The sequence below is a fragment of the Curtobacterium sp. MCPF17_011 genome (assembly GCF_003234145.1).
In the GTDB taxonomy this organism is placed as follows: Bacteria; Actinomycetota; Actinomycetes; order Actinomycetales; family Microbacteriaceae; genus Curtobacterium.
This window is the reverse complement of sequence record NZ_QKSK01000001.1, coordinates 161,575-173,316: the sequence shown is the minus strand read 5'-3', so window position 1 is coordinate 173,316 and position 11,742 is coordinate 161,575. Positions and strand designations below refer to the sequence as shown.

The 11,742-nt window shown below is 71.5% G+C and carries 12 protein-coding genes; 10 read left to right on the top strand and 2 right to left on the bottom strand.

The annotated features are described in order from the left end of the window. The first annotated feature begins 88 nt into the window (after positions 1-88). From DEJ25_RS00815 to glmM, 10 genes are all read left to right on the top strand, one after another. Positions 89-1,042: a tRNA pseudouridine synthase A gene (locus tag DEJ25_RS00815; RefSeq protein WP_375334526.1), complete on the top strand. Its 954-nt coding sequence runs from the start codon at positions 89-91 to the stop codon at positions 1,040-1,042. A 22-nt stretch (positions 1,043-1,064) separates the two neighbouring features. Beyond that, positions 1,065-1,811 carry an MBL fold metallo-hydrolase gene (locus DEJ25_RS00810; protein ID WP_110903544.1) on the top strand — a complete coding sequence of 249 codons (747 nt, stop codon included), beginning with the start codon at positions 1,065-1,067 and terminating at the stop codon, positions 1,809-1,811. A gap of 88 nt (positions 1,812-1,899) precedes the next feature. Further along, on the top strand, positions 1,900-2,328 hold the full coding sequence (locus tag DEJ25_RS00805) for a hypothetical protein (RefSeq protein ID WP_110903543.1): 429 nt from the start codon (positions 1,900-1,902) through the stop codon (positions 2,326-2,328). A 65-nt stretch (positions 2,329-2,393) separates the two neighbouring features. Continuing rightward, positions 2,394-3,263, top strand: a complete 870-nt coding sequence (locus DEJ25_RS00800; protein WP_111043480.1) for an ATP-binding cassette domain-containing protein — start codon at positions 2,394-2,396, stop codon at positions 3,261-3,263. Continuing rightward, positions 3,260-3,970 carry a hypothetical protein gene (locus DEJ25_RS00795; RefSeq protein WP_110903541.1) on the top strand — a complete coding sequence of 237 codons (711 nt, stop codon included), beginning with the start codon at positions 3,260-3,262 and terminating at the stop codon, positions 3,968-3,970. The genes DEJ25_RS00800 and DEJ25_RS00795 overlap by 4 nt, the downstream gene beginning before the upstream one ends. Then, complete coding sequence (locus tag DEJ25_RS00790) at positions 3,967-4,224, top strand: hypothetical protein (protein ID WP_146236716.1); 258 nt, start codon at positions 3,967-3,969, stop codon at positions 4,222-4,224. The genes DEJ25_RS00795 and DEJ25_RS00790 overlap by 4 nt, the downstream gene beginning before the upstream one ends. A gap of 149 nt (positions 4,225-4,373) precedes the next feature. Continuing rightward, positions 4,374-7,262, top strand: coding sequence for an ExeM/NucH family extracellular endonuclease (locus DEJ25_RS00785; protein ID WP_181427312.1), 2,889 nt, complete (start codon positions 4,374-4,376; stop codon positions 7,260-7,262). 350 nt (positions 7,263-7,612) lie between these two features. Continuing rightward, entirely contained in the window at positions 7,613-8,059 is a 447-nt protein-coding gene (gene rplM / locus DEJ25_RS00780) for a 50S ribosomal protein L13 (protein ID WP_110824221.1), read from the top strand. A gap of 38 nt (positions 8,060-8,097) precedes the next feature. Continuing rightward, positions 8,098-8,583 (top strand): 30S ribosomal protein S9, encoded by a 486-nt coding sequence (rpsI, locus tag DEJ25_RS00775; RefSeq protein WP_110903538.1) that lies wholly within the window; start codon positions 8,098-8,100, stop codon positions 8,581-8,583. A gap of 22 nt (positions 8,584-8,605) precedes the next feature. Further along, positions 8,606-9,979 carry a phosphoglucosamine mutase gene (gene glmM, locus DEJ25_RS00770; protein WP_110903537.1) on the top strand — a complete coding sequence of 458 codons (1,374 nt, stop codon included), beginning with the start codon at positions 8,606-8,608 and terminating at the stop codon, positions 9,977-9,979. Positions 9,980-10,142: 163 nt separating this feature from the next. On the opposite strand, the gene coaA is transcribed toward glmM, so the two are convergent. Then, the gene (coaA, locus tag DEJ25_RS00765; RefSeq protein WP_110903536.1) at positions 10,143-11,087 is read right to left on the bottom strand and encodes a type I pantothenate kinase; all 945 of its coding nucleotides are present in this window, start codon (positions 11,085-11,087) and stop codon (positions 10,143-10,145) included. 107 nt (positions 11,088-11,194) lie between these two features. Continuing rightward, positions 11,195-11,680 carry a glutathione peroxidase gene (locus tag DEJ25_RS00760; RefSeq protein ID WP_110903535.1) on the bottom strand — a complete coding sequence of 162 codons (486 nt, stop codon included), beginning with the start codon at positions 11,678-11,680 and terminating at the stop codon, positions 11,195-11,197. Positions 11,681-11,742 lie beyond the last annotated feature (62 nt).

The following is an 11,742-nucleotide window of genomic DNA, read 5'->3' as shown; positions in this document are numbered from 1 at the left end:
CTTCCGTCGACGTCGTGTACGGGGAGGACACTGCCGAGCACCGCTCACGCGGCACTGACGCGGCGCTGACATCGGTACCGTGGAGGGCGTGAGCGAGACGGCCCGGACACCAGACGACACCGGCGCAGACGACACCGGCGTGCGACTGCGGATCGACCTGGCGTACGACGGTTCCGGCTTCTCCGGATGGGCGCGGCAGCCCGCACTCCGGACCGTGCAGGGTGTGCTCGAGGACGCCCTCGCCACCGTCTTCACCCGGTGGGGCGAACCACCCCGGCTGACGGTCGCCGGGCGCACCGATGCCGGCGTCCACGCCACCGGACAGGTCGCGCACCTCGACCTCAGCCCGGACCAGTGGGCCGCCCTGACCCGGCCGAAGCGTCCGAGCGCCGACGGCACCGTCCGCGACGCCTTCAGCGGGCTCGTCCGACGGCTCAACGGGCTCGCCGGCGCCGACGGGGACGTCGTCGTCCGCAGCGTGCGTGTCGCCCCGGCCGGCTTCGACGCCCGGTTCTCCCCGCTCTGGCGGCGCTACCGGTACCGGGTCGCCGACGTCGACGCCCTCCGCGACCCCCTCCGCCGCGGGCACACGACCTGGTACCCGGGGCGCCTCGACCCGGCGTCGATGGAGCGCGGTGCGCTGCGGCTGCTCGGGCTGCACGACTTCGCGGCGTTCTGCAAGCCGCGGGTCGGCGCGACCACGATCCGGACCCTGCAGGAGTTCCGCTGGGACCGTGAGCCGGACGGCGTGCTGGTGGCGAGCCTCCAGGCCGACGCCTTCTGTCACTCCATGGTGCGCGCGATGGTCGGCGGCACCCTCGCCGTCGGCGAGGGCCGGCTGACGCCGGACGAACTCGACGGGCTCCGCGTCGCGGCGGAACGCACCAGCGCCTTCACCACCGCCCCGGCCCGCGGACTCACCCTCACCGAGGTCGGGTACCCGGACGACGACGCACTGGAGGCCCGGGCCGTCCAGACACGCGCCCGTCGCGACGCGGAGGGACACCGGCCCGGCGACCTGTCGGACGAGGGCGGGCGGTAACGCCGGGCGGTAGCGTCGGGGGATGGCTCCTCGTGCTCCGCGCTCCGTCGTCTCCGTCGCACCCGGTGTGGTCTTCGTCGAGGGGCCGGTGTCGAACTGGGTCGTCCTGGCGGAGGAGGACGGCGTCGCTCTCATCGACGCGGGCTACCCGGCCGACACCGACCTCGTGCTCGACAGCGTGCTGCTCGCCGGACACGACCTCGAGGACCTCCGCCGCGTCTACGTCACGCACGGGCACGTCGACCACGTCGGCGGCCTGCCCGGGATCCTCGAGCGCTTCCCGCACGTCGAGGTGCTCGCGCACGCCGACGAGGTCGACAACGTCCGCGGCCCCGACCGGCAGCAGGTCACCCCGGCGGAGATCGGCGGACGGCTCGCCGCACCGCGCGTGCTCCGCTGGCTCGCCCGCGCGGTCGCGTCCGACGCCCTCCGACCCACCACCGTTCCGAGCGCCCGCGCCTTCACGGCCCGCGACTTCGACGGCCGTGCGATGACCCCCCTGCCGGCACCCGGGCACACCGCCGGGTCCACCACGTACCTGCTCCCGGCCGCGGACGCCCTCGTCACCGGGGACGCGGTCGTCACGCACCACGACACGCAGCCCGCGTCCTGGGCGCCGCGGCCGCGGATGATCACGCCGTTCTTCACGGCGGACCAGGCGCTCGCCGTGGAGTCGGCGCGGGTGCTGCCGTACCCGGCGATCGTGCTGCCGGGGCACGGGCCGGCGGTGTACCGGGTGGGGGCGGAGTGGGTGCCGATCGGGAGCTGACAGCTCCTCTCATTGGTATTCCAGTTCGGTATCTGAAATGGTGGATTCAGCGGTGGTGAAGGAGCCGCCCTCCACGAGGGGAACCACCATGAAGAAGATCCGTACGAGTGCGGTCGTCGCAGCGATCCTGGGCGGAGCGATGCTGGGCACGATCGGGGCGACCGCTGCTTCAGCGCAACCGGTCAGCTCGAGTTCGTCCAGCGCCGTCAGTTCATCGGCGATCGCCGTCGCGCCTCCCGCGGCGTCGTCTCCGTCCACGACCGGACCGACCGGACCGGCCGGAACGACCAGTGGGTCCTCCACTGACGGAGTCCCGATCAGGCCGATCGTCGACTGGCTCAAGCGCAACGCCTCGTCCGTCATCCCCGCGCTCAAGACCGCGCTCCGGAACGGACTGAACGCCTTCAAGAACTGGTGGAACGGGCTGGCGGGCTGGGTCCGCGCCGGCATCAACGCGCTCGCGCACCTGACCGTCCAGGAGCTGTTCAGCGCTCTCTGGAACTACTTCTTCGGTTGATCTGCGCTCGGGAGCGGCGGTCCGGGCCAGCCCGGGCCGCCGCCCCGAGTCGGAAGGAACGAGCAATGATCCAACTCCGGGACGTCGGCCTTCGTGGCCACGACCGACCTCGTCTCCAGGACGTGTCCGTCGAACTGCAGCCAGGCCGTGTGTACGGTCTGGTCGGCCCGAACGGCGCCGGGAAGTCCACGCTCCTCGCCGTCCTCGCGGGCCTCGTGCGCATCGACCACGGTGCTCTCACCGGATCGCCGTGGCAGCGCGGCGAGGCGGTCGGGGCCGTCTTCGGGGACGGAGACCTGCACCGCGGCAGGACCGTCCGGGAGACGCTGCTGCTCCGAGCCCGTTTCGTGGGCAGCGATCGCTCAGCGGTCGACGAGACGGCGCGTCGCGTGGGTCTCCACGCCGTCCTGGGGCGTCGGGTCAGGGCGCTGTCGCTCGGTATGAAGGTGCGACTCGCGATCGGTGTGGCGCTCCTCGGATCACCGTCCCTCGTCCTCTTCGACGAGCCGATGAACGGACTCGATCCGAACGGCATCGGGTGGCTCCGGGCTGTCGTGTCCGACCTCCGGAACGCCGGAGTGACGGTCGTCGTGTCGAGCCACCTCCTCGGTGAACTCGAGACGATGATCGACGTCGCCGTCATCGTGAGCCAGGGGAGGGTCGTCCGCGTCGAGCCGGTGGTGTCCGTCGAGACCGAGGCGTGCGAGGTACGGGTCGGGAACGCGACGGACTTCCTGGAGGCCGTGGCCGAGCGAGGGATCGAGCCGGTCGTCGACGGCCGCGTGGTCCACCTCCCGATCAGTGCGGCGGAAGCCGTGCGAATGGCAGTGGAGGTCGGCGTCGACGTCCTCTCGGTGGTACCGGCCCGGAGGTCTCTGCAGGCGCTCTACGACGAGGTCTCCACGGCGGAGTTCGAGTCGGAGGTCGTTGCGTGATCGGCTTCGTCGGTGTCGCGACGCTCGAGGTCCGCAAGCGTGTCGACACGGTGGGCGCCCTGGTCGGTTTCGGTGTGCTGGCGTTGCTCGTCGTCGTGTGCTGCGCTCTGAGTGTGTCGCTCGTCACGCGTGCGGCCAGCTTCACGGTCGGGGAGGTCCTGGTGACCACCGGGCTCCCCGTCGCGCTGGCTGCATCGGTGGTCGGGGTCGTGGTCGGTGTGGGCGACGCCTCGTGCGGCGGTGAGCGCGACGGTCTGTTGGCGGGACGATCCCGGTCGGCCATGTACCTCGCGCGACTCGCAGCGTGTGGCGTGCTCATCGCCGCTGTGGTCCTCTTCGCCGTACTCGTCGGGGTCGTCGGGGCCGGGGTGGCCGTCCTGCTCGGCGGTCGAGCCGCGTCGCTGGAAGCCGTCCATCCCGTCGTGCAGTTGGCTGCTCTGACGTTCTCGTCCGCGGTGTCCGGCTTCGGCATCGGCGCGACGTCGCGTTCGCTCCCGCTCGGGCTGGTGAGTGTGCTCGCGGTGACGCTCGTGCTCGACGTGGTCCTCGCGGCGCTCGGGGCGTGGACTGCGTACATCCGGTTCGGCACGGTGCAGAGCGGGTTGACGGGTGAAGCCGATGTCCTCCCCGCCGTCACCTCGGGTCTGATCTGGATCGTCCTCCCCGTCCTGGCCGGCTGGGTACGTGCGGAGCGGGTGGCGACGTGAGTGAGGCTCCTCGACCGATCCGTCGGGACCGGGGCCGCAGAGCGGCACTGGGGCTCCTGGTGGTGCTGGCGACCCTGGGCTGCTGCGTGATCGGCGTGACGGGCCAGAGCCTGGTGATCCGCGGGATCGCGGCCGGAGCGACCTTGGTCGTCATGGGGTGTTCGCTGGTGCTCGCGCGGAAGCGCGGGAACCTCGTCGGGTGGTACGTCATTGCGGTCGGGACGACCGTGCTGCGCATGCTCTCCGACCTGTGACGGGTGGCTCCGTGCGGTGTCCGCGTGCATCTGGAGACCGCTCCTTCTGTCCCCCGTGCGGGGGCAGAACTTCACGTCCCCGTAACCTGAGCGTCCCCACAAGTCCGTAGCGTGGCGAGGTCCCTCCCGACTCCGAACCAGAGGTTTCCATGCCACGAACCGTCGGCCGCACCCTGCTGTGCGCCACGGCTGCCGCGACACTCGTCGCAGCACCGCTCGTCACCGTCACCGCTGCGACCGCAGACCCCGCGGGCACGGGGCTCGTCATCGCCGAGGCTTACCTCAAGGGCGGCAGCGCGAACGCGTTCTTCAACGAGAAGTTCGTCGAGATCGCGAACCCGACCGCCGTCCCGGTCAGCCTCGACGGCTGGTCGCTGCAGTACCGCTCGGCCACCGGCACCGGGGCGTTCAGCACGAGCACCCTCGAGGGCACCGTCCCGGCGAACGGCACGTTCCTGGTGTCCATGGCCGGGAACGGCGGGGCCACCGCGGTCGGCGCGGCCCTGCCCACGGCGGACGACACCGCGTCGCTCAACCCGTCCGGCACCACCGGCACGCTCGTCCTCGCCGACCGCACGGCCGCGCTGACGCTGCCCGCCGGCCCGGTCGGCACGGGCACCGCGGGGGTCGTCGACCTGCTCGGCTACGGCGCCTCGAACACGTACGAGGGCGCGGTCCGCACCGTCGACGGCGGCAACCCCGTCCCGAACGCCCTGGTCCGACAGGGCACCGCGGACACCGACGTGAACGCGACCGACTTCACGGTCACCGCGACCGTGACGCCGCGGAACGCCGCCGGGCAGACCGCCGGCGGCGGGACCACCCCGGCGCCGGGCGGCGGCACCACGCCGCCGCCGACCCCGGCCGTCGCCGCGACGATCCCCGAGGTCCAGGGCACGACGGACACGTCGCCCCTCGTCGGGAAGACCGTCACCACGAGCGGTGTCGTCACCGCCGTCTACGCGACGGGAGGGCTGAACGGGTACACGATCCAGACGCCGGGGACGGGCGGCGCGGTCGACCCCGCCAACCGGACCGCCTCCGACGGGCTCTACGTCTACTCCGCCGTGACCGCCGGGCTCGTCGCGATCGGCGACCACGTGCAGGTCACCGGCGCCGTGTCCGAGTTCTCCGGCCTCACCGAGCTCACCGTGGCGAGCACCGCGGACCTGACCGAGCTGACGACGCCGGCCGTCGCACCGCTGCCCGCCGCCGTCGCCTTCCCGCGCACCGACGCGCAGCGCGAGACGCTCGAGAGCATGCTCGTGGCCCCGCAGGGCGGGTACACGGTCGCCGACAACTACACGACGAACCAGTACGGCGAGATCGTGCTCGCGACGGGCTCCGGTCGACTCCTGCAGCCGACCGAGGTCGCCCGCCCCGGCAGCGCCGAGGCCGCGGCAGTCGCGGCCGACAACGCCGCCCGGTCGGTCACGCTCGACGACGGTGCGAGCACGAACTTCCTGCCCCGCGACGGCGCCGACCAGTCCGCACGGTCGATCCCGGTGCCGTGGCTGACGAACGCCGGCCCGGTGACCGTCGGCGCGACCGCGACCTTCTCGGCACCGGTCGTCCTGGACTTCCGGAACGACGCGTGGAAGTTCCAGCCGACGACGCCGGTCACCGGTGCCACGGCGGCGGCGGACCTGCCGGTGTCGTTCTCGGACGTCCGCTCCACCGCGCCCGCCGCGGTCGGCGGGGACCTCAAGCTCGCCGGTTTCAACGTGCTCAACTACTTCCCGACCACGGGCGACGAGCTCACCGGGTGCACGTACTACACGGACCGCGTCGGTGACCCGATCACGGTGAACTCCGGCTGCGACGCCCGCGGTGCCGCCGAGCAGGAGGACCTCGACCGCCAGCAGGTGAAGATCGTCAAGGCGATCAACGGGCTGGACGCCGACGTCGTCTCGCTCGAGGAGATCGAGAACTCCGCCCGCTTCGGCCAGGACCGCGACGCCGCCGTGGGCACCCTCGTCACGGCGCTCAACGCCGCGACCGGCTCCGACACCTGGGCCTTCGTCCCGTCCCCGTCCGTCCTGCCGAGCAGTGAGGACGTCATCCGCCTCGCCCTCATCTACAAGAAGGCCCGCGTCGCGCCCACCGGCGAGTCGACGATCCTGCTCGACCCCGCGTTCACGAACGCCCGCCAGCCGGTCGCGGACGCTTTCCGCCCGGTCGGCGGCACCGCGGACGACGACTTCCTGGTCATCGCGAACCACTTCAAGTCGAAGGGCTCCGGCACCGGCGAGAACGCCGACCAGGGCGACGGCCAGGGAGCGTCGAACGCGGACCGCGTCCGCCAGGCGACGGCCCTGACGACGTTCTCCACCGCGATGCAGGACCGCTACGACACCGACAAGGTGTTCATGCTCGGCGACTTCAACGCCTACAGCGAGGAGGACCCGATGGTCGTCCTCCGCGACGCCGGGTACACGGACCTCGCCCCGGCCCGCGACCGCACCGAGTACTCGTACGTGTTCAGCGGGTTGAGCGGGTCGCTCGACCACGTGCTGGCCTCCCCGGCAGCGCTCGCGAGCGTGACTGGCGTGGACATCTGGAACATCAACTCGACCGAGTCGGTGGGCCTGGAGTACAGCCGCTACAACGTCAACGTCTCGGACCTGTACACGAACGACGTGTACCGCGCGAGCGACCACGACCCGATCCTCGTCGGGTTCGACGTCGCCGACGCGCCGGTCGACCCGGAGCCGACGCCCGACCCGACCTCCGCGCCGACGCCTGCTCCGACGCCGGACCCCACCCCGGCGCCGACCCCCGCCCCCGCCCCGGGTGCGGGTGACCCGACCGCGAGCCCGGTCCCGACGCCGGTCGACGGCTCCGGTGCCGGTGGCACGGGGCTGTTCCCCGGCGCCGGTGTCGGCAGCGGCGGGACGTCGGGTCCGGGCACGGGTGGCCTCGCCTTCACGGGTGCGGAGATCGGGGGCGGCGTCGCGGCGGCGCTCGCGCTCCTCGCCGCCGGTGGCGGGCTCCTGGCGGTCCGACGCCGCCGGTCGGCGGCCGGCGACACCGAGTGACGGTGCGCTGACGCGACCACCTGGAGGTGGCGCTGACGCGACCACCTGACGGGAGGTGCGGTGCGGGTCGGACCCGCACCTGGGCCCACACCGGCCGGTTCCGGAGCGACGCGCCAGCGGCGGGCCGGCCGTGACCGGTGGGGAGCCTCCTGTCCGTCGTCACCGTGGAGTGGCCGCGGTTGACCCGACTCTCCGGCGTCGACTAGGCTCATCTCTTGGTCTGCGCGCTCTGTTGCGCCAGACAGTCAGATGGGCCCTCCACCGGGTCGTTCACCGGGCATCTGCCCGCGGGAACGCCCACCGGAGTGGGATTCACGGACTCCTCACCTCGACACGAAAGCAGTACTCCTGTGACTCGTACGTTCTCCCCGAAGCCGGCAGACGTCCAGCACGACTGGATCGTCATCGACGCGACCGACGTCGTGCTCGGCCGCCTCGCTTCGCACGTCGCCGCCCTCCTCCGCGGCAAGCACAAGGCCACCTTCGCCCAGCACATGGACATGGGTGACTACGTCATCATCGTGAACGCCGACAAGGTCGCCCTGACCGGGTCGAAGCTCGCCAAGAAGGTCTACTACCGCCACTCCGGTTACCCGGGCGGCCTCACGGCCACCACCTACCCGGAGATGCTGGAGAAGCACCCGACCCGCGCCGTCGAGAAGGCGATCCGAGGCATGCTGCCGAAGAACACCCTCGGTCGCGAGCAGCTCAAGAAGCTCAAGGTCTACGCAGGCGCTGAGCACCCCCACGCGGCGCAGCAGCCCAAGCCGTACACCTTCGACCAGGTCTCGCAGTAACAGCGGCCACGACGACTTCCAGGAACGAGAAAACACTCATGGCTCAGATCGCTGACTCCATCGACCAGACCCCGGAGACCTTCACCACCGAGAGCGCGCCCGTCGCGTCGGAGGCGGCTCCCCGTCAGATCCTCAACGTCTCGGGCGGTGCCGTCGGTCGCCGCAAGGAGGCCATCGCCCGCGTCCGTCTCGTCCCGGGCTCCGGCACGTTCGTCGTGAACGGCCGCTCCCTCGAGGACTACTTCCCGAACAAGCTGCACCAGCAGCTGATCAACGACCCGTTCAAGGTCCTCGAGCTCCTCGGCTCGTACGACGTCACCGCCCGCATCACGGGTGGCGGCCCCTCGGGTCAGGCCGGCGCACTGCGTCTCGCCATCGCCCGCACCCTGAACGAGATCGACCGCGAGAACAACCGCGCGGCCCTCAAGAAGGCCGGCTTCCTCACCCGTGACGCCCGCGTCATCGAGCGCAAGAAGGCCGGTCTCAAGAAGGCCCGCAAGGCGTCGCAGTTCTCGAAGCGCTGATCGCCTGACGGCGGGAGATCGCATGCCGCGTCTGTTCGGTACCGACGGCGTTCGTGGCCTCGCCAACGGCGAGTTGACGGCCGCGCTCGCACTGGGCCTTGCCCAGGCGAGCGCGGCCGTGCTCACGCACGGACACCATGCGGACGCTCGTCGAGCGTCCGGTCGCACGCGCCCCAAGGCCGTGCTCGCGCGCGACCCGCGCGTCTCCGGCGAGTTCCTGGGTGCTGCCGTTGCAGCCGGGCTCGCCTCCGCCGGCGTCGACGTCCTCGACGCCGGGGTCATCCCCACGCCCGCAGCGGCGTACCTCGTCGCGGACATCGACGCCGACTTCGGCGTGATGATCTCGGCGTCGCACAACCCCGCGCCGGACAACGGGATCAAGTTCTTCGCCGCTGGCGGCCGCAAGCTGCCGGACGAGGTCGAGGACCGCATCGAAGCGGCCATGCACGACCAGTCCGCACCCACCCCGACGGGTGCCGAAGTCGGGCGCATCACGCGGTTCGCCGACGCCGAGGACCGCTACGTCGTGCACCTGCTCGGCACGCTGCCGCACCGGCTCGACGGCATCCACGTCGTGCTCGACTGCGCGAACGGGGCAGCCTCCGGGGTCTCGCCCGAGGTGTTCGTCAACGCCGGCGCGAAGGTGACGCTGATCGGTGCCGACCCGAACGGCATCAACATCAACGACGGTGTCGGCTCGACCCACATCGACAACCTGGCTCGTGCGGTCCTCGAGGCCGGAGCCGACGTCGGCATCGCGCACGACGGCGACGCGGACCGGTGCCTGGCGGTGGACGCCGAGGGCAACGCGGTGGACGGCGACCAGATCATGGCGATCCTCGCGCTGTCCCTCAAGGAACGCGGCCGACTGATCGACGACACCCTCGTCGCGACGGTGATGTCGAACCTCGGGCTCAAGCGGGCGATGGCGGACGCGGGCATCACCGTGATCGAGGCCGGCGTCGGCGACCGCTACGTGCTCGAGAAGATGACCGAGGGCGGCTACTCGCTCGGCGGCGAGCAGTCCGGCCACATCATCTTCAACGACTACGCGACGACGGGCGACGGGGTCCTGACGGGCCTCCACCTCGTCGCCGAGATGGCCCGCACCGGCAAGACGCTCGGCGAGCTGGCGGCGTGCATGACCGTGTTCCCGCAGGTGCTGCTCAACGTCAAGGGCGTGGACCGGCACGGACTGCAGGACCAGGGCGTGCAGGACGCGATCGCTGCCGCCACGCTGGCGCTGGGCGACACCGGCCGGGTGCTGCTGCGCCCCTCCGGTACCGAGCCGGTCGTCCGCGTGATGGTCGAGGCCGCCTCCCAGGAGGACGCCCAGCGCGTCGCCGAGGAGCTCGCGGACGTCGTCCGGGAGCGCCTGACGCTCGAGGCCGCCTAGCGCGCGGCCCGCGCCCTGCGGCCCGCGCCCTGCGTCCGATGGCGTGGTTCGTCTCCGCGCAACAGAAGCCCGTCCGAACCGTGCACGCGCGTGGTTCCGACGGGCTTCTGTTGTGCGGAGACGGCGGACACCGCGCGGCCGCGGCCACCTGCGCCGCCGCGCGTCAGATCTTGCGGAGCAGGACGCTCGTCACCTTGTGGTCGGCGGCCTTCTTCAGCACGAGGGTCGCCCGGGAACGCGTGGGCAGCACGTTCTCGAGGAGGTTCGGCTCGTTGATCGCTCGCCAGACCCCGGTGGCGGTCTGCACCGCGTCCTCCCGGGACAGCGCGGCGAAGCGGTGGAAGAACGAGTCCGGGCTCGAGAACGCCTGCTCCTGCAACGCCAGGAACCGGTCGACGTACCAGGACTCGATGTCCTTGGTCTTGGCGTCGACGTAGATGGTGAAGTCGAACAGGTCGCTCAGCGCGAGCCGCCCGTGCACCGGCGGCGCGAGCACGTTGAGCCCCTCGACGATGAGGATGTCCGGCTGCCGCACGACGATCTCGGCGTCCGGCACGATGTCGTAGACCAGGTGCGAGTAGTACGGCGCCCGGACCTCGGTGGCGCCGCTCTTCACCTGGCTGACGAAGCGCAGTAGGGAGCGGCGGTCGTACGACTCCGGGAAGCCCTTCCGGTCCATGATCCCGCGGCGTTCGAGCTCGGCGTTCGGGTACAGGAACCCGTCGGTGGTCACGAGCTCCACCCGCGGGGTGTCCGGCCAGCGCTTCGTGAGCTCACGGAGCAGACGCGCGACGGTGCTCTTGCCGACGGCCACCGACCCGGCGACGCCGATCACGAACGGCGTCCGGCCGGCGCGTTCACCGAGGAAACGGCTGGTCTCCGCGTGCAGGTCCCGCGCGCCGGCGGCGTACAGCGTCAACAGCCGGGAGAGCGGCAGGTACACGTCCTGCACCTCGGTGATGTCGAGCCGGTCGCCCAAGCCGCGCAACTGCACGATCTCGGTCTCCGTGAGTGAGAGGTGCTCCTTCGGCGCGAGCTGCGACCACTCGTCCCGGGGGATCTCCACGAAGGGGGTGGGGTGCGCGACGGTCGTCTCCGGGATCGGCATGGGATCGAGCGTACTCAGCCGGGAGGCGCGTCACCGGTCAGCGACGTCGACGGCGGTGGACGGGCCTCCCGTCAGGATGCGTGTGCCGGTGCCGGTGCCGGTGCCGATCAGGCGGGGAGCGCCGCCTCGATGGCGGCGACCACCTCGGGGGCGTCCGGCTTGACCGTCGGGCGGAAGCGCGTGACCGTGCCGTCCGGGGCGACGAGGAACTTCTCGAAGTTCCAGATGACCCGTCCGGCCTTGCCAGAGGCGTCCGCAGCCTGGGTGAGTTCGCGGTAGAGCGGGTGCGCCGAGCGGCCGTTCACCTTGACCTTCTCGGACATCGGGAAGCTGACGCCCCAGGTGGTCGAGCAGTACTCCTCGATGGCCTCGGACGAGCCGAGTTCCTGCAGGAACTGGTTGCTCGGGAAGCCCAGCACGGTGAAGCCCCGCGGACCGTACGTGCGCTGCAGTTCCTCGAGCTGTTCGTACTGCGGAGCGAGGCCGCAGCGCGAGGCGACGTTCACCACGAGCACCGCCTTGTCACCGAAGCTGCCGAACGTGGTGGTCTCGCCCTTGATGGTGGTGATCTCGATGTCGTCGAAGCGTCCCATCTCCGGAGGCTATCCCCACCCGCCGTGCGGTTCGCAGGGTGCTCCCCGCGCTGCCCGTAGGA